This window comes from Streptomyces sp. NRRL F-6676, assembly GCF_000725625.1.
Taxonomy (GTDB): Bacteria; Actinomycetota; Actinomycetes; order Streptomycetales; family Streptomycetaceae; genus Streptomyces.
In genome coordinates this window covers 1-21,129 of sequence record NZ_JOHS01000022.1, presented here as the reverse complement: position 1 = coordinate 21,129, position 21,129 = coordinate 1, and the positions used below count along the sequence as shown (strand labels likewise).

Annotated in this window: 20 protein-coding genes and 1 tRNA gene; 9 read left to right on the top strand and 12 right to left on the bottom strand. The window is 72.2% G+C overall.

What is annotated here, in order from left to right:
* Nucleotides 1-112: 112 nt before the first annotated feature.
* Together IO29_RS16085 and IO29_RS16080 are read left to right on the top strand one after the other, a co-directional pair.
* Nucleotides 113-1,096, top strand: coding sequence for an aldo/keto reductase (locus IO29_RS16085; protein ID WP_030381518.1), 984 nt, complete (start codon nucleotides 113-115; stop codon nucleotides 1,094-1,096).
* Complete coding sequence (locus tag IO29_RS16080) at nucleotides 1,093-3,375, top strand: helix-hairpin-helix domain-containing protein (protein WP_030381517.1); 2,283 nt, start codon at nucleotides 1,093-1,095, stop codon at nucleotides 3,373-3,375. The genes IO29_RS16085 and IO29_RS16080 overlap by 4 nt, the downstream gene beginning before the upstream one ends.
* A gap of 214 nt (nucleotides 3,376-3,589) precedes the next feature.
* Here the strand turns inward: IO29_RS16080 and IO29_RS16075 are convergent, their stop codons facing one another.
* Nucleotides 3,590-4,219: a hypothetical protein gene (locus IO29_RS16075; protein WP_033225681.1), complete on the bottom strand. Its 630-nt coding sequence runs from the start codon at nucleotides 4,217-4,219 to the stop codon at nucleotides 3,590-3,592.
* Between the two features lie 47 nt (nucleotides 4,220-4,266).
* On the opposite strand from IO29_RS16075, the gene IO29_RS16070 reads away from it, so the two are divergent.
* The gene (locus IO29_RS16070) at nucleotides 4,267-4,455 is read left to right on the top strand and encodes a DUF5703 family protein (protein ID WP_030381515.1); all 189 of its coding nucleotides are present in this window, start codon (nucleotides 4,267-4,269) and stop codon (nucleotides 4,453-4,455) included.
* Nucleotides 4,456-4,558: 103 nt separating this feature from the next.
* Here the strand turns inward: IO29_RS16070 and IO29_RS40225 are convergent, their stop codons facing one another.
* The 3 genes from IO29_RS40225 to IO29_RS16055 form a co-directional block, all read right to left on the bottom strand.
* Nucleotides 4,559-5,362, bottom strand: coding sequence for a chaplin (locus IO29_RS40225; protein ID WP_030381514.1), 804 nt, complete (start codon nucleotides 5,360-5,362; stop codon nucleotides 4,559-4,561).
* 132 nt (nucleotides 5,363-5,494) lie between these two features.
* On the bottom strand, nucleotides 5,495-5,728 hold the full coding sequence (gene chpH / locus IO29_RS16060) for a chaplin ChpH (protein WP_030381513.1): 234 nt from the start codon (nucleotides 5,726-5,728) through the stop codon (nucleotides 5,495-5,497).
* Nucleotides 5,729-5,901: 173 nt separating this feature from the next.
* Nucleotides 5,902-7,227, bottom strand: coding sequence for a M20/M25/M40 family metallo-hydrolase (locus IO29_RS16055; RefSeq protein WP_030381512.1), 1,326 nt, complete (start codon nucleotides 7,225-7,227; stop codon nucleotides 5,902-5,904).
* 269 nt (nucleotides 7,228-7,496) lie between these two features.
* Here IO29_RS16055 and IO29_RS16050 point away from each other — a divergent pair.
* Nucleotides 7,497-7,581, top strand: a tRNA-Leu gene (locus IO29_RS16050).
* 192 nt (nucleotides 7,582-7,773) lie between these two features.
* Here the strand turns inward: IO29_RS16050 and IO29_RS16045 are convergent.
* Together IO29_RS16045 and IO29_RS16040 are read right to left on the bottom strand one after the other, a co-directional pair.
* The gene (locus IO29_RS16045; RefSeq protein WP_030381511.1) at nucleotides 7,774-8,511 is read right to left on the bottom strand and encodes a DUF1963 domain-containing protein; all 738 of its coding nucleotides are present in this window, start codon (nucleotides 8,509-8,511) and stop codon (nucleotides 7,774-7,776) included.
* A 227-nt stretch (nucleotides 8,512-8,738) separates the two neighbouring features.
* Nucleotides 8,739-9,653 (bottom strand): SDR family oxidoreductase, encoded by a 915-nt coding sequence (locus IO29_RS16040; protein ID WP_033225679.1) that lies wholly within the window; start codon nucleotides 9,651-9,653, stop codon nucleotides 8,739-8,741.
* A 162-nt stretch (nucleotides 9,654-9,815) separates the two neighbouring features.
* Here IO29_RS16040 and IO29_RS16035 point away from each other — a divergent pair, with 162 nt between their 5' ends.
* On the top strand, nucleotides 9,816-10,715 hold the full coding sequence (locus tag IO29_RS16035) for a LysR family transcriptional regulator (RefSeq protein ID WP_030381509.1): 900 nt from the start codon (nucleotides 9,816-9,818) through the stop codon (nucleotides 10,713-10,715).
* On the opposite strand, the gene IO29_RS16030 is transcribed toward IO29_RS16035, so the two are convergent.
* Complete coding sequence (locus IO29_RS16030; RefSeq protein ID WP_158709335.1) at nucleotides 10,695-10,883, bottom strand: hypothetical protein; 189 nt, start codon at nucleotides 10,881-10,883, stop codon at nucleotides 10,695-10,697. The genes IO29_RS16035 and IO29_RS16030 overlap by 21 nt on opposite strands.
* A gap of 427 nt (nucleotides 10,884-11,310) precedes the next feature.
* Between IO29_RS16030 and IO29_RS16025 the strand changes: the two genes are divergently transcribed.
* Nucleotides 11,311-12,291, top strand: a complete 981-nt coding sequence (locus tag IO29_RS16025; RefSeq protein ID WP_030381507.1) for an alpha/beta hydrolase family protein — start codon at nucleotides 11,311-11,313, stop codon at nucleotides 12,289-12,291.
* A 1,032-nt stretch (nucleotides 12,292-13,323) separates the two neighbouring features.
* Nucleotides 13,324-13,707: a YchJ family protein gene (locus tag IO29_RS16020; RefSeq protein WP_030381506.1), complete on the top strand. Its 384-nt coding sequence runs from the start codon at nucleotides 13,324-13,326 to the stop codon at nucleotides 13,705-13,707.
* Between the two features lie 73 nt (nucleotides 13,708-13,780).
* On the opposite strand, the gene IO29_RS16015 is transcribed toward IO29_RS16020, so the two are convergent.
* A complete protein-coding gene (locus IO29_RS16015; RefSeq protein ID WP_030381505.1) occupies nucleotides 13,781-14,482 on the bottom strand; it encodes a FadR/GntR family transcriptional regulator in 702 nt (233 codons plus the stop codon).
* A gap of 130 nt (nucleotides 14,483-14,612) precedes the next feature.
* Here IO29_RS16015 and IO29_RS16010 point away from each other — a divergent pair, with 130 nt between their 5' ends.
* On the top strand, nucleotides 14,613-15,131 hold the full coding sequence (locus IO29_RS16010) for a gluconokinase (RefSeq protein WP_030381504.1): 519 nt from the start codon (nucleotides 14,613-14,615) through the stop codon (nucleotides 15,129-15,131).
* A 164-nt stretch (nucleotides 15,132-15,295) separates the two neighbouring features.
* A complete protein-coding gene (locus IO29_RS16005) occupies nucleotides 15,296-16,693 on the top strand; it encodes a GntP family permease (RefSeq protein ID WP_030381503.1) in 1,398 nt (465 codons plus the stop codon).
* A 226-nt stretch (nucleotides 16,694-16,919) separates the two neighbouring features.
* Here IO29_RS16005 and IO29_RS16000 read toward each other — a convergent pair whose 3' ends face one another.
* The 4 genes from IO29_RS16000 to IO29_RS15985 form a co-directional block, all read right to left on the bottom strand.
* Nucleotides 16,920-17,540, bottom strand: a complete 621-nt coding sequence (locus tag IO29_RS16000) for a cytochrome b/b6 domain-containing protein (protein ID WP_030381502.1) — start codon at nucleotides 17,538-17,540, stop codon at nucleotides 16,920-16,922.
* Entirely contained in the window at nucleotides 17,524-18,285 is a 762-nt protein-coding gene (locus IO29_RS15995; RefSeq protein WP_030381501.1) for a molybdopterin-dependent oxidoreductase, read from the bottom strand. Before IO29_RS15995 ends, IO29_RS16000 begins: the two co-directional genes overlap by 17 nt.
* Nucleotides 18,286-18,352: 67 nt before the next feature.
* Nucleotides 18,353-20,005: an APC family permease gene (locus tag IO29_RS15990; protein ID WP_030381500.1), complete on the bottom strand. Its 1,653-nt coding sequence runs from the start codon at nucleotides 20,003-20,005 to the stop codon at nucleotides 18,353-18,355.
* 128 nt (nucleotides 20,006-20,133) lie between these two features.
* Nucleotides 20,134-21,087: a hypothetical protein gene (locus IO29_RS15985; RefSeq protein WP_030381499.1), complete on the bottom strand. Its 954-nt coding sequence runs from the start codon at nucleotides 21,085-21,087 to the stop codon at nucleotides 20,134-20,136.
* Nucleotides 21,088-21,129 lie beyond the last annotated feature (42 nt).

Sequence of the window (21,129 nt, the reverse complement as noted above, 5' to 3'; positions counted from 1 at the left end):
ATTCCCCTTACTGATCAGTAACGTCCCTTGTGCGAACACTAGCGCGCACCCGTCGTTCCCGGTTGTCCACAGGCCACCCACGTGCGGGCCTCGGCCAGTAATGTCGGCGTTCATGGAGCAGAGGCATCTCGGTCGCACCGGCCTGCGTGTGTCCCGCATCGGGCTCGGCACCCTGACCTGGGGACGCGACACCGACGAGCACGACGCCGCGGACCTGTTGAAGGTGTTCTGGGAGGCGGGCGGCACCCTCGTGGACACCGCCGACGTGTACGGCGACGGCGAGGCCGAGTATCTGCTCGGGCGGCTCATGGAGGGGCTGGTGCCCCGGCGCGACCTGATCGTCTCCACGAAGGCCGGCAGCATCCCCGACCCCGAACGCCGGTTCGACGGCTCCCGCGGCCATCTGCTCTCCGCCCTGGACGCCTCGCTCGCCCGTCTGGGCACGGACTACATCGACGTGTGGCACCTGCACGCCTTCGATCCGTGCACGCCGCTGGAGGAGACGCTCGGGGCGCTCGACCTGGCGGTCAGCAGCGGGCGGGCGCGGTACGCGGGCGTGTCCAACTTCTGCGGCTGGCAGCTGGCCAGGGCGGCGACATGGCAGCTGGCCGCGCCGGGCGGGCGGACCCGGATCGCCAGTACGCAGATGGAGTACTCGCTGCTCCAGCGCGGGGTGGAACGTGAGGTGCTGCCGGCGGCGCTGGACCTCGGGGTGGGGCTGCTGCCGTCCTCGCCGCTGGGCCGGGGCGTGCTGACCGGCAAGTACCGGGACGGCACCCCGCCCGGCTCGCGGGGCGCCTCGGAGCATCTGGCCCCGTTCGTCGCGCCGTACCTGGACGACACGGCGAGCCGCATCGTCGACGCCGTGCAGACGGCGGCGGACGGCCTCTCGGCGACGCCGCTCCAGGTGGCGCTCGCCTGGGTCAGGGACCGCCCGGGAGTGGTCGCCCCGATCGTCGGCGCTCGCACGGCGCAGCAGCTCACGGCGGCGTTGTCAGTGGAGACGCTTAGTCTTCCTGACGAGATCTGCCGGGCGCTGGACGACGTGTCGGCCCCGGTGCACCGTTATCCCGATCACGACTGGAGCACGCTGTGAGCACGGACCCCGAGACCACGGAGACGGCCGCGGAGCCGGCGGAGCCGCCCGCGCCCGCCGAGTCCGAGCCGGCCGACGCGTCCGGGGCCGCGGGGACGGCCGAGGATGCGGCGGAGGAAGCGGCGGAGGCCGGTACGAAGCCTTCAGACGACGCTTCCGAGGGCGCGTCCGCACAGTTGTCCGAGGCCGAGGCGGAGCTGGCGGCGCAGCGGCTGGAGCGGGAGCGGATCGCGCAGCGGAAGGCCGCCAGGCAGGGCCCGGTCGAGAGCGGGGGCAAGCTCAGCGGCACGGCCGCGGACCTGCTGGCCGCCGTGCGGGCGGTGGAGAGCGGGGCGAAGCCGGTGGCCAGCGCGTTCAGCGAGCCGCCGCCGGCCCCGCGCAGGACCGCCCCGGAGCCCGTACGACCGCCGCAGCCGGTGGCGCCGACGGCTCCCCCGGCCACGGCGCCGGTGCCGGACGAGGAGGCCGTCGCGGCGGTCCGGGCGGTGCTCGCCGAGGGCGGTGCCCCGGCCGCGCTGGCGCCGGGAACCGCCGCCGCGCTCGGGGCCGGCGCCGACGGTCTGCTGCGCGAGGACCCCTGGCAACTGCTGCGGGTCCCGGGCGTGCGCCCGGAGCAGGCCGACGGGTTCGCCCGCGCGCTGCTGGGCGCGGAGGCCGGGCCGAGCGACGAGCGGCGCGGCCGCGCGGTCACCGTGTGGCTGCTGGAGCAGGCGGCGCTCGCCGGGCACACGGCGCTGGAACTGCCCGCGCTGCTCACCGCGCTCGGGCGGTACGCGGTGCCGGACCCGGACGCGGCGGTGCGGGACACGCTCGCGGAGGGCGAGGCGCTGGTCTTCCAGGACGCCCTGGACCAGACCGGCGGAGCCGCGCCGAAGCCCGCGGAGGGCGGGGGGTCCGGGAGCGACGGCGGTGACGGGGAGGACGCGCAGGGCGAGGAGCGCCCGGTACGGGTCCTGGTCGGGCTCGAGCGGCACGCGCTGGCCGAGGAGAGCCTCGCCGACGGGCTCGGCCGGCTCGTCAACTCCGTGCCGAAGCAGGAAGGGGCGGTCGGGGCCGCCGAGGACTGGGAGCGGGCGGCCGAGGCGGCCGGGCGGTCCGCGGCGGAGCTGATCCGGGCCGTCGCCGGGCACGGGCTGGTGCTGCACACCGGCGGGGAGGCCGCGCGGCAGGAGCCGGCGGCCCTGCTGCGGGCGGCGGCGGAGCTGGGGCTGCGGGCGTGGGGGGCGACGCACGGTGCGGGTGGGCGCGAGCGCCTCGCCGCGCAGGTGGCCGGGGGCGGCCCGGGAGACGGTTCCGCCGGGGGCGTGGGCCGGGGCGCGGGCGGTGGTGTGGTCACCGTGGCGGATCTGCTGTCCGGGGCCGAGGGCGGGCCGGGGCGGGATGGCGAGGGGGCGTTCGCTCTGGACCTGCTCGTCGTGCTGGACGCGCCGCAACTGGACGTCGAGACGGCGGCGCTGCTGGTGGAGTCGATGCCCGACGGGGCGCGGCTGCTGCTCTCCGGTGACCCCGGGGTGCTGTGGTCGGCGGGGCCCGGGCGGGTTTTCGCGGATCTGCTGGCGGCGCGGATCTGTCCGCAGATCGCCTCGCGGACCCCGGATCCCGGTCCGCTCGGCGAGCTGGTCTCCGGCATCGGCATCGGAGAGCTCAACCCGGCCGCGGCACCGGGCAAGGAAGTGGTGATCGTGCCGGTGCGGGACGCGGGCGAGGCCGTGCACCGCACGGTGCAGTTGGTCGCGGACTCCGTGCCGCGGGCGATCGGGGTGCCGGCGGAGGAGACGGTGGTCGTCACGCCGGGGCACGGTGGGGCGGCGGGGACGCGGGCGCTGAACACCGCGCTGAAGGAGCGGCTCAATCCCGGGCCCGGGCGGTTCGGGGGGTTCGATCCCGGTGACCGGGTGGTGTACGCGGCGGGGCCGGCGGGGCGGACCGTGCCGGGGCGTGTCGTCGGGGCGGACGCGGAGGGGTTGCGGCTGGAGTGTGCGGGAGCGTCCGTGGTGGTGCCGCGGGAGCGGGTGGAGGGGCTGGTGCGGCCGGGGTGGGCGTTGACAGCGCACCAGGCGGTGGGAGGCCGGTGGGCGGCAGTGGTCGTCGTGCTGCCGGGGGATGCGGTGTCTTCGCTGTCGCGGTCGTGGGTGTATACGGCGTTCGGGCGGGCGGAACGGCATCTGTCGGTGGTGCAGGGCGTGGAGCAGGCGTTGCCGCGGGTGGTGGCGGAGGGTGCGGTCAAGCCGCGTACGACGCGGCTGGGGGCTTTGTTGGGGGTGGGGGGTGTGCGGTGAGAGGTGTGCGGTGACGGGGGTGCGGTGAGGGGTTTTCGCCCCCGCCGCCCCTGCCCTTCCCACCCCTTCGAGGGGCTCCACCCCTTGGACCCCGGGGCGGGTGGGAAGGGCGCGTGAGCGCTCGGGGAGTGGGCCGCGTCGGCGGGTGCGGGTGCGTCGTGGCTTGTCCCGCGGTTCCCCGCGCCCCTTCAGGGCGCGGGGCCGGCCCCGGGACTCACGGCGTGGGGGCCGGGGTGGGGTCTTCTTCGGGGTCGTCGTCGAAGACCGCGCTGATGTCGAAGCGGCAGACGACCTGGGTGGCGTCGGGTTGGTCGAAGGGGGAATCGAGCCATTCGCCGGGGTCGGGTGGGTCGTCCGTGGCGGTGACCCAGAGCGTGGAGTCGCCCTCCTCGAGGCCGAACTCCTTGTGGCGGGAGGCGATCTCGTCCGGTTCGTACTCGCCGAAGAGGACGCCGAGCGCGCCGTGGATTGTGCCCGAGACCTCCTCGGCGGGCTCCTCCGCGGCCTCGATCCGCTGTGCCTGCGCGAGCAGTCGCCGCGGTTCGGCCACGGCGTAGTCGCGGCGGATCAGCACGCTCAGTGCGCTGGGCTCCTCCGGGCCCGTGTACGGCGGCATGTCCTCGGTGCCGGGGATCTCGAAGGGCGTGACCTCGTCGTAGCGGTCGTAGAGCAGTTCGTCGTACTGCTCGGCCGCGGCGGCCAGTTCGTTGAACGCCTCGTAGACGGCCGGGTCGTCCTCACCCGACCTGCGTTCGACCGCGGCCAGATGGCGGTCGAGCGCGGTCTTGACCGCCTCGGCGGCGGCGCGTACCTCGGCAGCGGTGGGCTGCACTGCATCAGACATAGTGCAGACGCTATCCGTACCGGGCCCGTGCCCGCACAATAGATGCGATGCCGGAATACGAATTTGTCGACGTGTACGTCCCGCGCGGGGTCTCCCGCAAGGAGGCGACGCGTCTGCTGACGGACCATGCCGAGTACGGACACTGGGAGTTGCACCGTCTGAGCCTCATGCGGGACGGCAGCCGCAGGGTGCGGTTGCGCCGGCGGATCATCCGCCAGGCGCGGGCCACGTGGTGAGCGGGGACGGACGACCTCGGTACGGAGAACGGGCGGGAGACGGAGCGGACGGAGCGGGCGCCGCCGGTGCGGGGCCCGCTCCGGTGTCCGTGCCGCGCCGATGTCAGCGCGCGCCCGCGCGGGACCGGCGGTAGAGCAGGGTGCCGCCCAGCAGCGCGGCCGCGCCCGCCGGGACCAGCAGACCCAGCGGGGTCTCGCTGCCGGTGTGGGCGAGCTGCGCGTCGGCCACCGGCTGGGTGAGGGCGGACCGGGCACCCGGATGGTTGGCCTGCACCGCGCTGCCGCCGCCGGGCCCGGCCGGGGTGCCGGGCGGGGTGGAGGCATCGCCGCCGCCGGGGGTCGTGGGGTGGCCGGGCGGGGTGTGGCGGTCCGGCGGGGCCGGGGTGTCGTCACCGGGGGTGTTGGCACAGTCGTTGCCGGTGACCGGGTTGCCGAGGCCGCCGACGGTGATGTTGTTGCCGCAGACGTTCACGGGAACGTCGACGGGCACCTCGACGTGGTTGCCGGAGCCGACGCCGGGCGAGCCGCCGGTGTGCCCGTGGGCGCCCGAGCCACCGCCCGAGCCGTCGCCGCCGGAGCGGCCCTCGTCGCCGTGGCCGCCGCGGTGGCGGCCGTGACCGTCCCCGTAGCCGCCGCCGTGACGGTCGCCCGTGTGGCTGCCGCCGCCCCGGTTGGCGCAGGCGTTGCCGGCCGCCGGGTTGAGCAGTCCGACGACGTTCACGGTGTTGCCGCAGACGTTCACCGGCACGTGCACCGGCGCCTGCACCGAGTTGCCCGACAGCACGCCGGGAGAGTCCGACGCGGTGCCGTTCGCCGCCGAGTCGGCGTGCGCGTAGCCACCGGTGACGGCGAGTACGCCGGTCGCCGCGGCCACGGTCATCAGGCCCTTGCGGGTGACCTGTCGCATGGTTGGTTCCTGCCTTCGAGATACGGACGGAGAGGTGCCGCGGGCGGCACGGGAGAACCGGCCGGCCCCGGAGCGCGGGGCGCGCGCTCCGGGGCCGGTGGACTCAGCCCCTCGCGGGACGGGGCCGTGACGTCACTTGTTGATGCAGACGTTCCCGAACGCCGGGTTCAGCAGCCCGATCACGGAGATGGTGTTGCCGCAGACGTTCACCGGAACGTGCACGGGCACCTGGATGACGTTGCCGGAGGCGACGCCCGGGGAGTGCACGGCGGCACCCTGCGCCCCGGAGTCGGCGGCGGCCAGACCGGCACCCGCGAGAACCAGGCCGCTCGTGGCGACGGCAGCGGCGACAACCTTCTTGATCATTAGTTCCTCCTCGTTCACAAACCCGTTGGCAAAAGCGATCCAGACCTCGGATCGCATCACCTGTAACGAGGAGGAACTAATGAGGCTACGAGCTTATGGTCGCATTCACCCGTCCCGGTGATCTCCGTACACACGCTCGAATCCGCACGAAGGGCGGTGCGGGAAAGGACAGTTCAGGACGCGTCGAGGAAACGGTCGAGCACGCGTACGCCGAACTGGAGCGCGTCCACCGGCACCCGCTCGTCGACGCCGTGGAACATGCCCGCGAAGTCCAGCTCCGGCGGCAGCTTCAGCGGTGCGAAGCCGAAGCAGCGGATGCCGAGGTCGTCGAAGGACTTGGCGTCGGTGCCGCCGGAGAGCATGTACGGCACGGCGCGGGCGATCGGGTCCTCGGCGACCAGCGCGGTCTGCATCGCCTCGACCAGCGCGCCGTCGAACGTGGTCTCCACGGCCTTGTCGGCGTGCACGTCCTCGCGCCGCACGCGCGGGCCGAGGATCCGGTCGAGGTCGGCGAGGAACTCCTCCTCGTGGCCCGGCAGGAAGCGGCCGTCGACGTACGCGGTGGCCTGGCCGGGGATGACGTTGACCTTGTAGCCGGCACCGAGCTGGGTGGGGTTGGCGGTGTTGCGCAGGGTGGCGCCGATCAGCTTGGCGATGCCGCCGAGCCGGTTGATCGTCGTCTCCATGTCCTCGGGGTCGAGTTCGAGGCCGAGGGCGTCGCCGAGTTCGTCGAGGAAGTGCCGGGTGGTCTTGGTGACGCGCACCGGGAACTCGTGCCGGCCGAGCCGGGCGACCGCCTCGGACAGCTCGGTGATGGCGTTGTCCTTGTGGATCATCGAGCCGTGACCGGCGGTGCCGTCCACGGTCAGCTTCATCCAGTGCATGCCCTTCTCGGCGGTCTCCACCAGATACAGCCGCAGCTGCTCGTTGACCGAGAAGGAGAAGCCGCCGACCTCGCCGATCGCCTCGGTGACGCCCTCGAAGAGGTCCGGGTGGTTGTCGACGAGGTGCCGGGCGCCGAAGGTGCCGCCGGCCTCCTCGTCGGCGAGGAAGGCCAGCACGATGTCGCGCGGCGGCCGGCGCCCGCTGCGCAGCCGGTCGCGGACGACCGCGAGGGTCATCGCGTCCATGTCCTTCATGTCGACCGCGCCCCGGCCCCACACGCACCCGTCGGCGATCTCCCCGGAGAACGGGTCGTGGGTCCAGTCCGCCGCGTTGGCGGGGACGACGTCGGTGTGGCCGTGGATCAGCAGCGCGGGGCGGGAGGGGTCCTCGCCCTGGATGCGGGCCACGGTGGAGGCGCGGCCCTTGTGCGACTCGATGATCCGCGGCTCCAGCCCGACCTCGGCGAGCTTCTCGGCGACGTATTCGGCCGCCTTCCGCTCGCCGGGGCCGGAGTGGTCGCCGTAGTTGCTGGTGTCGATCCGGATCAGGTCGCGGCAGAGGTCGACGACCTCGTCCTCGCCCCTGACGGTTCCGGCCGTGCCCGTGTCGCTCACGCTGCTTCCTCTCGCTGTCCCTGCCACGGTCCCCGCCGCCGGTCGCGCCGCCGGGTGCCTGGTGGTGGTCCCTGCCATCCTGCCTCCGACCCGGCCCGGGCCCCAAGGCCCCGCCCGGTCCGTCACACGCCGTTCACCGGGAGCGACGGCGTACGGGGGGCCGCGCGCAGGGGGCCGCGGGGCGGGGGCGGGAGGTGATCGGGGGCCCCGGAAAGCCTGGTAATGTTTCCTCTGTCGCCGCGGGGGGAAACCCGCGCGACAGACACCTTGTCCGGGTGGCGGAATGGCAGACGCGCTAGCTTGAGGTGCTAGTGCCCTTTATCGGGCGTGGGGGTTCAAGTCCCCCCTCGGACACGTCGCTTGAGAATACGCATACGAGGGCCTCGACCGTACGGTCGGGGCCCTCGTGGCGTTCACGTAACGGACAGTGATGCCGAGCGCTGCGCGGAGCGGAGCTCTGCCGACGGCCGTCCGCCCCAGGCACGCGGGGAGGGGGAGCCGGACCGTGCGGGCGTCACGAAGGGGGGTGCCTCGCCCACGGTGTCGTCAGCCGACCATGTCGTAGCAGGCCCGGGCCTGTGCGAAGCGGCGGTCGGCCAGGTCGTCCCGGCGGATCACCCAGTAGAGGTGACCGAGGTCGCCTTCGACCAGGTCCTCGCCCGCGATCTCCGCAAGCAGCACCCAGTCCCCCGGGCCGAAGCCGGGCTCCGTGACGGGATCGTTGTTCCACACCCAGGGGTAGCCGCCGATCTGCACGGGTCCGCCGCTCTGCATCTCGTCGCCGATGTCCCACCACACCTCGCCCAGCGCCTCGCCGTGCGGGAACTCCTCGGTGTCGTCCGCCCTGTTGGGCAGTGAGGGATCGATGCCCAGATACAGGTCCAGGGCCGGGTGGACCTGCGGCGGCCGCGCGCCGCCCGGCCCACGTTCGCGGACGGGCACGCCGGCCGGGACGTACAGGAGCCGGGACCAGGCGGTGTCGTCGCCCCACGGGCCCTGCGTGTCCGCGAAGAAGAGCAGTGTGCCGTCCTTCGGGAGCGGGAGGTTCGTCGCGCCCGCCGGGATGGCCGCGAAGTCGACCAACGCGAGGAACGGCATATTCGGGACGGTCTCGTCCTCGGGCATCGGCGGCAGCCCGCCGACCCGTCCGGCCACAGGCCCGTCGGGGGGTGTCGGACCGGAGCGGCCCAGCGCCGCGCAGGTGCGGACGGTGGCGGTGAGCCACCGCTCAACCTCGTCGTCCGGTATGCCACGGCTGCGGGCTTCGTCGCGGAAAGGGTCCATCGATCTCATCGTCGATCTCGTCTCGCAGAATGTTTCCACCACTCGGTACACGCCGCAGCACATGAGGCTGCCCGGATCGGCTTGGCGCTTGTGGCGTGGGGAAAGACTAGATGCGCCCACCGACAGTCCCCTACCGAACTCCCGCTCGTGGCACGGGAGATGCGGCCGGCTGCCCTTCCCTGAGCACAAAGCCGAAGCACGTGCCCTTCACGTCGCCTGACGCGGCACTACATGCCGTCGAAGTAGTGGCCCTCCTCGATGTCCGCGATCAGCGGGACCCGCGTGGGCCGCCAGCCCAGGCGTCGCTGTGTCAGCGCGCTCGATGCCGGAGTGTCGAGGGACACCAGCGGACCGAGAAAACCGAAGTGTTCGCCCGCGTCCACGGCGGCGATACCGGCGACCGGCAGATTCAGCCGGCGGCCGATCGCCTCGGCGATCTCCCTGAAGGGCACCCCCTCGTCGCCGACCGCGTGCACCCGGGAGCCGGCCGGAGCGCCCTCCAGGGCGAGCCGGTACAGGTGTGCCGCGTCCAGGCGGTGGACCGCGGGCCACCGGTTCGATCCGTCACCGACGTAGGCGGACACGCCTTTCGCCTGGGCGACGCCGATGAGAGCGGGGACGAAGCCCCTGTGGTCTCCCTTGCCGTGCACCAGCGGCGCGAGCCGTAGTGCGGCCGAGCGCACGCCCCGCTCCCCCATCGCGATCGCGGCTTGCTCGGTCGGCACCCTCAGGGCCCCGGCCCCGAGCTTTGCCACGTCGGGCACATCCGCTTCCGTGCCCGTGCGGCCGAGGGTCAGGCCCATGGTTCCCGAGGTCACCACGAACGGTTTGCCGGTGCCTTCGAGTGCTGCCCCGATCGCCTGGACGGCGTCGAGTTCGATCCGGGCGCGAGCGGCCGGATCCGTGGTCTCGCTGATGTGCTTGTTGGCGGCGTGAACGACTCCGTCCGCCACGGTGGCGCCCGCGCGCAAGCTGTCGTGGTCCTCCAGATCGCCGCGGTGCACCTGCGCCCCGACCGCCGACAACGCCGCGGCGGACGAGTCCGAGCGTGCCAGGCCGATCACCTGATGGCCTGCTTCGAGGAGTTCACGGACAACGGCGGAGCCGATGTACCCGGTGGCACCCGTGACAAAAACGCGCACGACGACGATCCCCTTGCGGTGGTGAGTGAGTGAGTGAGTGAGTGGCCGGGCCGCGGAGAGCGACGGGCCTGTGCCTCGACGGTAGGAAAGGGAGATGCCGCGCGTCCAAGTCCTGTTCCACGTCACGTGATACGAAACGGCTATCACACGTAGCCTGCTGGGATGCCCCACGAGTCCTCTCCCCCGGCAGACCTCGACCTGCGTCTGGTGCGCTACTTCACGGTGCTCGCCGAGCACGGCACCTTCCACCGGGCGGCCGACGCACTGCACCTCGCCCAACCGTCACTGAGCCGGCAGATCCAGCGTCTTGAGAAGCGCATGGGCGTCCGTCTCCTCGACCGCTCGAAGCAGGGCAGCCGGCTCACCGAGGCGGGCCGGACGTTCCTGCCGCAGGCGCAGGCGCTCCTGCGCTCCGCACAGCAGGCCCTGGCCACGACCCGCGCCGCCGTGGGCCCGGACGCGTTCACCCTGGGACACGTCGGCGGCCTCAACGTGACCGCCATGGTGCGTGACCTGCGCACATCCCGCCCCGACGCACAGGTCCACACGCTGCATCTGAGCTTCGACCAGGTGAACGCGGCCCTCCGGGATCACCGGGTCGACGCCGTCCTCGCCCGGGAGCCGTTCCCGACCGACCAGGTGGACGTCACGGTCCTGTACGAGGAGCCACGTGTCCTCATGGTGCCCACGTCCCATCGCCTCGCCTCCCGCGAGTCGGTCACCCTGGACGACTTCGCCGACGAAGCCCTGATCCGGTACGCCGACGCCGCGTACGACGCCTTCTGGCGGCTCCACCCGCGCCCGGACGGGCGCCCGGCACCCGAGGGCCCGCTCGCCCCGACCACAGCGGACAAGCTCGAACTCATCGCCGGGGGCCAGGCCCTGGCCCTCGCGCCGGCCGGTGGCGAGCACGCCCCGCTTCGGCCCGACCTCACCACGATCCCCGTCGAAGGGATCGAACCGTGCCGCGTGGTGCTCGCCACCAGGGCCGAGGACCGTCGCCCCCTCGTCAGGGACTTTCTCGCACTGCTGCGAGCCGGCTCATCGCGGCAGGAGACATGACGCGCCCGGCGTCAGGCTCCGGCTCGCGGTGCAGGCGCTGTTCGAGGATGTGGTGGGGGGCACGAGGACCGACTGCGCGACCCACTGTCCGCGCACCGCGAAAGCGCCGGAGATCTGGCTGCGAACCTCGATGAGGTCGAGCACCTCCGACGAATGATCGATGGCCACCGTCGAACTCTCGCGAAGGAAATCCATACTCTCCAGCATTCTCAGTTCAACCCGACGACCGCAGACTGAGACCATGACCAGCACCTAGGAAATCAGCGGCCGCTCGACTCGTGCGGCACTGCGTTCACCACCGTCGATGTCTTCGCCGACATCGGCCTGACCGGCGAGTGCGTCAGCGTCTCCGGCGGTCCCCTCAACTCGGCCCGGCGAGCACCGAGGCGCTCGGCAAGGCCGGGGCCGTCCGCACAGTGGCGGCCGACGACGGCGTCCAAGCCAGACGGCGGGGCGTCCTCGCCTCGCCCCCTACGTCGGCGTGAGCACGCGGTCGAGGCCGTCTCGAACGTGTCGTTGCGACCGCTCCCGTATCGCGCCGCCGTGAAGAGGCCATTCATCCGAACGTTGCAGAACAACCAAGAAGGAGCACTCCGTGGAACGCACCCGCTCTGCGAAAGACCCGTCGACGTATGCTGCCGGGTTCCCCACCACGAGCCCTACGCCCGTCTCTTCCTACCATCCCGTCCTGATCGACGTTACGGGGCGCCCGACTCCGCTGGCGGTTCGCGTGTCGGCCCCGGCCATCGGCAACGATCTACCGGTCCTCATTCTCTCCCACGGGCACGGACCGTCGACCTTCGTCTCCTCGTTCTACGGATATGGCCCGATGGTGAACTTCTGGGCCGCGCACGGGTTCGTCGTGATACAGCCCACGCACCTTGACGCCACGTTCCTCGGCCTACGAGAGGCCGATGACCCCGAGGCGCCGTTGTACCTGAAGTCACGAGCTGAAGACCTTCGCCGGATCGTGGACCACCTCGGCGACATCGAGCGCACCGTTCCGGGACTGGCGGGGCGCCTGGACGTCGGCCGGATCGCCGCCGTCGGTCACTCGGCCGGCGGTCACACGGTTGGCCTGATCTCGGGCCAGACCATCACCGACACCAGCGACGGATCCACGGTGGGCATCGTCGACGGGCGCTTCGGCGCCCGCGTCATGATTGCCGCGCCTGGCCGCGGGGAGGACCTGAACGGCCCGGCGGCCCAGCCCTACGCGGCGCTCACCAGCACCAGTTTCGACGGCATGACGCCGAAGGTTCTCGTCGTCGTCGGAGAGAAGGACTGGCACCCCTACTTCTCCGACCGGCAGGACTGGCGAAGCGATCCCTACACCGCGGCTCCCGCGCCGAAGACCCGGCTGGAGATTTTTGACGCGGAACACGGGCTAGGCGGTATTTCGACCTTCGACGCGGCCGAGACCACCGACGAGAACCCCGACCGTGTCGCTGCCGTACGAGCGCTCATCTGGGCCTATCTCCGCAGCGAGCTCTACCCCGAGGATCCGGCCTGGTCGCAGGCCACCGCAGCGCTCGCCGGAAGCACGGCACCGATCGGACGCGTCGAGTCGAAGTAGGCCCTCAGGGCATGTGCCAACAGGTCCACGTTGACAGGCTACTGATGCGGCAGATCTGTGCCGACCCGAAGTGGGGAGGATCTCCCGACGGCGTTGACCGACCTGGTCGAGCACGCCGTGACGGTGTCGAACGGCTCCCGGCCGAGTGCGGCATGGGAGAAGAAGGGGCGGGCACTGCTCGCCCGGGTCGAGGGGCCGGAGTTCCGCGACCGGGTGCTGCGCCGACTGGCTCTGGTGGGCGGTCCGCCGACGTCACCGCAGGATCCGCCCACGTCACGGCAGCAGGGAACCACCACTTCGACGAGTACAACTACGCGGCGTCCCACGGCCTTCTGTGGCTGCTGTCCTTCCTGCCGGGACATCCGCGCACGGTATGCGCGGTCGGCATCGTCCTAGGGCTGTCCGGCGGATCAAGTCGCAGGAGGGGAACGGTGCCTTGTCGGTGCACGTGTCGGGCCGGGCGTGCCAAGCCGGCCAACGCCTGCGCGTACGTGCTCTGCGACATGAGGGAGGAGGCGGCCTTGGCCGAACTCACCCGGCTCACCACCCTGGTGACCTACAAGTCGACCCTCGCCATCCTCGAGGCCGGGCTGAAGGCGCGCGCCGAGGCCCTGGCATCGGCCGTGACGAGATCGAGGAGCCAACCCGCTGCGCGTTCACGCCATCAACCTCACCGAGTTCCAGGCATGAACCGACCGAGCGGTCAATCACCACAAAACAGCTGGTGGTTGAACAGCAGAGCCTGCCGACGAGCGCTGCATTGGGGGCAATGACCCGCTCGGTGAGGGATCTAATCTTCGCGTGGGACCGGTTGCCGGCCTCTTGGTCGGCGGGAATCGTCTCCTCCCTGTCACGGGAGAGGCTCTTCAGGGCTGCTGAGGCCGTTCCCGAGCAACGACGAGCGTATCGTGGGCGGGCGACTCGGACCTCGGGCACCGGGCGGGCCCCTGGTCGGCCTCCGGCCGCCGGGGGTCCTCTTCGTTTTCCCTGAAGGCCCCCTCCCCAGGGGCCCTCTCCCCCAGGAGGTTCTCCATGACGGACCGGTCCGGACGCCACTGCCCCTGCGGGAGCGGTGAGGCGTACGAGGCGTGCTGCGGGCGGTACGTCGCCGGGCAGGCCGCGGCGCCGACCGCCGAGGCGTTGATGCGCTCCCGCTACTCCGCCTTCGTGGTGCGCGACGAGGGGTATCTGCTGCGCACCTGGCATCCGCGGACCCGGCCGCCACGCCTCGAACTGGACCCGGGGACGCGGTGGACCGGCCTGGAGGTGACGGGGACGACGGGCGGCTCCGCCTTCCACACCACCGGAACGGTGACCTTCCGCGCCTCCTACCGGGGCGGCTCGCTGCACGAGCGGAGCCGGTTCGAGCGGGTCGACGGGGCGTGGGTGTACGTCGACGGGGACTTTCTCGACTGACGCCCCGCCGACGGGCGCCTGACGGCCGACGGACACTTCACGACGGGGGCTTCCTCGGCCGGGTCCCGCGCCCCTACGGTGCCAGGATGTCCAGTTCCTGGAGGGCGCCGACGGTGATCTCGCGGGTGAGTTCCTCGGCCGCCCGGGCGTCGCGTGCGCGGACCGCCTCGGCGAGGCGGACGTGCAGGGTGACGGCGGCCGGGTCGGGGTCCTCGAACATCACGTCGTGGTGGGTCCGCCCCGAGAGCACCTCCGCGACGACGTCGCCGAGGCGGGCGAACATCTCGTTGCCCGAAGCGGTCAGGATGACGCGGTGGAAGGCCACGTCGTGGAAGAGGTAGCCCTCCAGCTGGTGGCCGCGCGAGGTGGCGACCATGCCCAGGGCGCAGTCGGTGAGTTCGGCGCACTGCTCGGAGGTGGCGTTGCGGGCGGCGAGGCCCGCGGCGACCGGTTCGATCGCGGAGCGCAGCACGGTGAGCGAGCGCAGCTGGTGCGGACGGTCGGCGCCGGCCAGCCGCCAGCGGATGACCTGGGGGTCGTAGACGTTCCACTCGTGCCTGGGGCGGACGGTGACGCCGACCCGGCGGCGGGACTCGACGAGGTGCATCGACTCCAGCACCCGCACGGCCTCGCGCATCACCGAGCGGGACACCTCGAAGCGCTGGGCCAGCTCGTCCGTGCGCAGCACACTGCCCGGCGGGTACTCGCCCGCGGTGATCGACGGCCCGAGGGTGTCCAGTACGTGTCCGTGCAGCCCTCGGCCCCCAGTGGTCATGGGCACAGCGTACGGGGATGTTCACAGCGGGCAAAAGTCAGACTTATTTGTCACAAGCTCTTGAAAAAGTCGTACCTAATAGGTTTCAGTGGCGTCGACATCAGGTGTCGACGAAGACAGCGAGGCAGCGATGCACACCCCCCACGTCGTCGTGGTGATGGGCGTCGCGGGCACGGGAAAGACCACGATCGGTCCCCTGCTCGCGGCCCGGCTCGGCGTTCCGTACGCCGAAGGCGACGACTTCCATCCCCAGGCCAACATCGCCAAGATGTCGGCGGGTGTCCCCCTGGAGGACGCGGACCGATGGCCGTGGCTGGATGCCATCGGCTCCTGGGCGCACGGCCGGGCGGGGCTGGGCGGAGTGGTGAGCTGTTCGGCGCTGAAGCGGTCGTACCGCGACCGGCTGCGGGCCGCCGCGCCGGGAGTCGTGTTCGTGCACCTGTCGGGCGACCGGGCGCTCATCGAGGACCGGATGTCCCACCGCCAGGGGCACTTCATGCCGACGGCGCTGCTGGACTCCCAGTTCGCCACCCTGCAACCGCTGGGTGCGGACGAGGCGGGGGTCACGGTGAGCGTCGCCGGCACGCCGGAGGAGATCACGGAGCGGGCGTCGGCCGCGCTTGCCGAGGTCGAGACGCCTTCCCGCTGAGGCACTGTTTCGAGGGGCCACCCACTCCTCCCCCGTGAGTCCCACTCCCCGGGTTCAGCCCCTTCGGTCCCATTCCCCTTTGGCTCCACGCCCCTTTGGCTCCACGCCCCTTTGACTCCACCCCCCACCCCCTGTTTCCCCACTCCCCAACGCAAGGGATCACCGTGACCAGTCTCAGAGTCGAGATGCTGGCAGCGGACACCGTCGAACCGATCACGTCGGCGGGCCACGCTCAACTCGGCATCGCCGTCCTGGCGGGCATCGCCGTCATTGTTCTGCTGATCACCAAGTTCAAACTGCACGCCTTCCTTTCCCTGACGATCGGTTCGCTCGCGCTCGGCGCGTTCGCCGGTGCCCCGCTCGACAAGGCGATCACCAGCTTCACCAGCGGTCTCGGCTCGACGGTCGCGGGCGTCGGCGTGCTGATCGCGCTGGGCGCGATCCTCGGCAAGCTGCTCGCCGACTCCGGCGGCGCCGACCAGGTCGTGGACACGATCCTCGCCAAGGCGAGCGGACGGGCCATGCCGTGGGCGATGGTGCTGATCGCCTCCGTGATCGGTCTGCCGCTGTTCTTCGAGGTCGGCATCGTGCTGCTGATCCCGGTGGTGCTGATGGTCGCCCGGCGCGGCAACTTCAAGCTGATGCGGATCGGCATCCCGGCGCTGGCCGGTCTGTCCGTGATGCACGGTCTGGTGCCGCCGCACCCCGGGCCGCTGGTCGCGATCGACGCGGTCAAGGCCAACCTCGGTGTCACGCTCGCGCTCGGCGTCCTCGTCGCCATCCCGACGGTGATCATCGCGGGTCCGGTGTTCTCGAAGTTCGCGGCCCGCTGGGCGGACGTGCCGGTGCCGGACCGGATGCTGCCGCCGCGCGCCTCGGAGGAACTGGAGAAGCGTCCCGGGTTCGGCGCGACCATGTTCACCGTGCTGCTGCCGGTGGTGCTGATGCTGGCCAAGGCGCTGGTGGACATCGTCATCGACGACACCGACAACACGGTGCAGCGGGTCTTCGACGTCATCGGGTCGCCGCTGGTCGCGCTGCTCGCGGCGGTGATCGTCGGGATCTTCACACTGGGGCGGCCGGCCGGGTTCACGCGGTCCCGGATATCCGAGACCGTCGAGAAGGGGCTCATGCCCATCGCGGGCATCCTGCTGATCGTCGGCGCGGGCGGTGGCTTCAAGCAGACGCTGATCGACTGCGGTGTCGGGCAGATGATCCTGGAGATCTCCAAGGACTGGTCGATTCCGGCGCTGTTGCTGGCGTGGCTGATCGCGGTGGCGATCCGGTTGGCGACGGGGTCCGCGACGGTGGCGACGGTTTCGGCCGCGGGGCTGGTGGCGCCGCTGGCGGCGGACATGTCGACCACGCATGCCGCGTTGCTGGTGCTGGCGATCGGGGCCGGGTCGTTGTTCTTCAGCCATGTCAATGACGCGGGGTTCTGGCTGGTGAAGGAGTACTTCGGGCTGAGCGTGGGGCAGACCATCAAGACCTGGTCCGTGATGGAGACGATCATCTCCGTGGTCGCGGGCGGGCTGGTGTTGTTGCTGTCGCTTGTGATTTAGGGGAGCCGTCCGGGGGGTGGGGGTGCGGGTGCGTTTTCTCGCCCCCGCCGCCCCTTCCCCTTCCCGTCCCCCGGGGGCTGCGCCCCCGGACCCCGCTGAAAGATTGCGCAGTTCCCCGCGCCCCTGATCAGGGGCGCGGGGAACTGCGCAACGGGCTCCACGGGGCGGCGGAGGCGGGAACTCTCGCGGCGGAGACGCGCGGAAGACACGGCTCCGCCCCCGTGAGTCAGGGGTGCCAGAGGTCGTGGTGTCGCGATGCCCAGTCGCGGTCGACCGTTCCCGTGCGCAGGCCTGTTCTGGACTCCGGGTCTGCCAGGGCCATGCCCACGTGGCCCGCGATCACCACCCCGAGTGTCAGGGCGAGCCAGTCGTGGACGAATGTCGCCGACGTGCGCCACATCAGGGGGGTGAGGTGGGTGAACCACATCAGCAGGCCCGTGCCGAGCATGACCAGCGTGGCGCCGGCCAGCCAGGACGCGTAGATCTTCTGGCCGGCGTTGAACTTGCCCGCCGGGCCCTTCCGGCGGCGCATCGCCTCGCGCAGCCACGTTCCGTCGTGCGGGCCGAAGCGGTTGAGGCGGCCGAGGTCGGCGCGGAGGGCGCGGGAGGCCAGGCCGGCCAGGACCGGGACGGGCAGGAGCAGGCCCGCCCATTCGTGGACACGGACCACCAGCTCGCGCCGGCCGACCAGTTCGGCGAACTCGGGCAGGTAGAGGCAGGCGGCCGTGGCCACGCAGACGCCCATCAGCGCGGCCGTCGCCCGGTGCACCCAGCGTTCGGCGCGGGTGAAGCGTCGTACCCGGGTCGACGGCGGGGCGGGGACCGCCGTGTCAGGTGGTGGGGGCATCGTCACGTCCGTTCGAGCGGCCGACCCAGCCGTCCACGTCGTAGCCCCGTTCCTCCCAGTAACCGGGGTGCACCCGGTCGGTGACCTCGATCCCGGAGAGCCACTTCGCGGACTTGTAGAAGTACATGGGGGCGACGTAGAGGCGGACCGGGCCGCCGTGGTTGTGGCCGATCGGCTTGTCGCGCATGCGGTGGGCGACGAGGACGTCGGCGCGGCGGGCCTGGTCGAGGGTCAGGCTCTCGGTGTACGCGCCGTCGAAGCACGTGAAGCGGACCGCCTTGGCGGCGGAGCGGACGCCCGCGGCGTCGAGCAGGTCGGAGAGCCGGACGCCCTCGAAGGGGGTGTCCGGCACCCGCCAGCCGGTGACGCACTGCACGTCCCGCACGAGCCGTGTCTGCGGCAGGGCGCGCAGTTGGGGCAGCGTGTACGACGCCGGGTGGTCGACCAGACCGCCGACGGTGAGGCGGTAGTCGCCGGCGTCCTTGTGCGGGACGGAGGAGGTCACCGAGTAGTAGCGGAAGCCGCCCCCGTTGGGGAGGAGACCGGTCAGACCCGTGGGGTCCTTGCCGGAGACACCCCCGAGGAAGGCTTCCAGGCCGCGTTGGAGCGGGGGCGCGGCGACGACGCCGAGGGCGCCCAGGCCGAGGGTGCCGAGCAGCACACGCCGCCCGATGGGGGTGCCGCCGCCCTCCTCGGATTCCGGGGTGTCCGGCGGGTCGGAGGGTTCGGGACGTAGAGGACTCACCCCTTGATTCGAGCACCGGTCCCCCCTCGGGGGCCAGTGCTTGCCCGGGTCCGTAAGAAATCGGTAGCTACTTCGGTCGCTCGTCGTCCGGCGTGTGCGCCGCCGCCTCCTCCAGACGGAACGCCTCGTTGCCCAGGCCGATGCGGGCGTGGGCCCCGGGGTTCCGGGCGCGGATGAGCAGGCCCTGGACGACGCCGGCGAGCGCGGCGACGGCGATGACCGCGGGGAGCGCCCAGCTCAGCGCCGAGCCGGGTCCGGAGCCGACGAGGACGTCGAAGTCCTTGACGGTGTAGCCGACGATCACCAGGAGCGCGGCGCCGGAGAGTGCGGAGGTCGCCAGCCGCCAGGCCTGGGCGCGGGCGGCGCCGCGGCGGGCGAAGAAGACGATCACCGAGAGGGAGGCGGCGACCATCAGTACCGTCACGCCGAGCGCGCCGACGCTGCCGCCCCAGGTGAACAGGTGCAGCACGGGCGCGGTGGGGTCGCCGTGCGGTTTGTCGTCGGCGACCGCGAAGCCCGCCACGACCAGCAGCGACACCGCGGTCTGGAGCAGCGAGCCGGTGCCGGGCGCACCGCTGGAGCCGGTGGTGCGGCCGAACGCGGCGGGCAGCAGCCCTTCGCGGCCCATGGCGAAGGCGTAGCGGGCGACGACGTTGTGGAAGCTGAGCATGGCCGCGAACATGCCGGTGACGAACAGGACGTGCAGGACGTCGGTGAAGGTGGAGCCGAGGACGTCCTCGGTGAGGAAGAACAGCAGTCCCGCGCTCTGCTTCTGCGCCGTGGGCACGATCGCGGAGGGCCCGGCGGCGACCGTGAGCGCCCAGCAGCTGAGCGCGAAGAAGACGGCGACGAAACCGACGGCCAGGAACATCACGCGCGGCACGAGAAGGTGCGGGCGGCTGGTCTCCTCGGCGTAGACGGGCGCCTGTTCGAAGCCGAGGAAGGCGGCGATGCAGAAGCACAGCGCGGTGCCGACGCCCGCGCCGGTGAGCGTGTCGGGGTTGAAGGCGTGCAGCGACAGGCCTTCCTTGGCGGGGTCGCCGACGGCGGCCACGTCGAAGATGACGACGAGGGCGACCTCGATGACCAGCAGGACGCCGAGCACCCGCGCGTTGAGGTCGATCTTCAGCCAGCCGAGCGTGCCGACCAGGAGGACGGCGAACAGTGAGGGGATCCACCAGACGAGGTCGGTGTCGAGGTAGGTGGCGAACAGGCCGGACACCTCGAAGCCGAAGATGCCGTAGATCCCGACCTGCAACGCGCTGTACGCGACGAGGGCGACGAGGGCCGCGGCGGCGCCGGCCGTGCCGCCGAGGCCGCGGGAGATGTACGCGTAGAAGGCGCCGGCGTTGTGGACGTGGCGGCTCATCTCGGCGTAGCCGAGGGAGAACAGGGCCAGGACGAGGCCGAGTGCGACGAAGAGGAGGGGCTGGCCCTCGATGCCCATCACGCCGAACGTGGTGGGCATGACGCCGGCGACCACCATGAGGGGTGCGGTGGCGGCGAGGACCGACAGCAGCAGGCCCGTCGTGCCGAGGCGGTCGGCGCGGAGTGCGCGTGCCTCGCCCTTGAAGGTGCTGATGCCGCGGCCGGTGCGGGTGCGGCCGTCGGTGCGGGTGCGGCCGCCGGTGCCGGTGCGGCCGTCGGTGCCGCCCGGTGAGCGGGAGCCGGGGCCCGGTCTGCTGCCGCTCTCGCTGGGGCTCGAACTGCCCGTCGTCATCGGGGGATCCTCTCCTCGGGGCCGGGGTGCGGGGTGCGGTGCGGGGTGCGGGGGAACGTGCCGTGCGGGTTTTTGCGGACTTGCGGTTCCTGCGGGACTTGCGGGACTTGCGGGACTTGCGGGTTCTTTCAGGTCGCGCCGAGTGCGCTGTCGCGAGCGGCGCGGAAGGCCTGGTACGGGTCGCGGTCGGGGTACGACCAGGGGGCGGGCGTGGCGTGTTCGCCGATGCGGTGGAACAGCGCGGCGGCCTCGGCGCCGCGTCCCTCGCAGACCTTGGCGTGGGCGAGGAAGTTGAGGTCGACGAGGCGGCGCGGGTGGTCGTCGCGCTCCCACTCCAGCCACCAGTCGAACGCGGCCTTCATCACCTGGCGGGCCCGGCGGCCTACCCAGTGCCCGGAGGCGACGGGGTCGGCAGGCTCCTGTCCCGCGGCGGCCAGCACGCGGTACCGCTCGGCGTGTGCGACGACCGGGAGGATCGCCAGCGGGGAGTCGGCGGGGGCCTGTTCGGCGGCCCAGTTGGCGAAGTCGTACACCTCGTGCAGCGGGTCCTGGCCGGCCTCGGCGCGGCGCTCGGCGAGGCGGGCGACCATCAGGTGGTGGGCGTGGTGGTGGTCGCGGTGGCGCAGCCGGACCTCGTCGAAGAGGCGGACGACGTCCTCCTCGGTGCCGAGGGTGCGCTCCAGGAGGAGCAGTCCGAACCAGGGGGTGGGGTCCTCGGGGACGGTCGCGGCGACGGAGCGGCAGGCCTCGCGGGCCGTCTCGGGGCGTTCCTTGCCGGTGAGGGCGCGGTGGACGAGGGCGAGGGCGAGGAGGAGGGCGGCGGTGGGTGACTCGGGGTCGGCGACCTGCCAGTCGCGGGCCCAGTGGACGGCGGCGCGGGCCTGGGCGAGGACGGTGACGCGGTGGGACCGGCGGTCCCAGTCGTCGCCGGTGGCGGCGAGGAGGGCGCGGGCGGCGGACCAACGGCCCTGGGTGAGGGCGGTGCGGGTGGTGACGAGGGCGGTGTCGTCGAGGGCGGGGTCGTAGGAGTGGGGGCGTTTGCGGGGGTGGCCGAAGGGGGGTGGAGGTGGAGGGGGGGGCACCGCGGGGGTTCCTCACGGGTGCGGGTGGGTGCGGGCTGTCAG

Excerpts from the sequence above, each read along its gene's own strand:
- IO29_RS16085 (WP_030381518.1), top strand. The coding sequence starts at position 113 with ATGGAGCAGAGGCATCTCGGTCGCACCGGCCTGCGTGTGTCCCGCATC.
- IO29_RS16075 (WP_033225681.1), bottom strand. The coding sequence starts at position 4,219 with ATGTCTGATGCAGTGCAGCCCACCGCTGCCGAGGTACGCGCCGCCGCC.
- IO29_RS16070 (WP_030381515.1), top strand. The coding sequence starts at position 4,267 with ATGCCGGAATACGAATTTGTCGACGTGTACGTCCCGCGCGGGGTCTCC.
- IO29_RS40225 (WP_030381514.1), bottom strand. The coding sequence starts at position 5,362 with ATGCGACAGGTCACCCGCAAGGGCCTGATGACCGTGGCCGCGGCGACC.
- chpH (WP_030381513.1), bottom strand. The coding sequence starts at position 5,728 with ATGATCAAGAAGGTTGTCGCCGCTGCCGTCGCCACGAGCGGCCTGGTT.
- IO29_RS16045 (WP_030381511.1), bottom strand. The coding sequence starts at position 8,511 with ATGGACCCTTTCCGCGACGAAGCCCGCAGCCGTGGCATACCGGACGAC.
- IO29_RS16035 (WP_030381509.1), top strand. The coding sequence starts at position 9,816 with ATGCCCCACGAGTCCTCTCCCCCGGCAGACCTCGACCTGCGTCTGGTG.
- IO29_RS16020 (WP_030381506.1), top strand. The coding sequence starts at position 13,324 with ATGACGGACCGGTCCGGACGCCACTGCCCCTGCGGGAGCGGTGAGGCG.
- IO29_RS16015 (WP_030381505.1), bottom strand. The coding sequence starts at position 14,482 with ATGACCACTGGGGGCCGAGGGCTGCACGGACACGTACTGGACACCCTC.
- IO29_RS16010 (WP_030381504.1), top strand. The coding sequence starts at position 14,613 with ATGCACACCCCCCACGTCGTCGTGGTGATGGGCGTCGCGGGCACGGGA.
- IO29_RS16000 (WP_030381502.1), bottom strand. The coding sequence starts at position 17,540 with ATGCCCCCACCACCTGACACGGCGGTCCCCGCCCCGCCGTCGACCCGG.
- IO29_RS15990 (WP_030381500.1), bottom strand. The coding sequence starts at position 20,005 with ATGACGACGGGCAGTTCGAGCCCCAGCGAGAGCGGCAGCAGACCGGGC.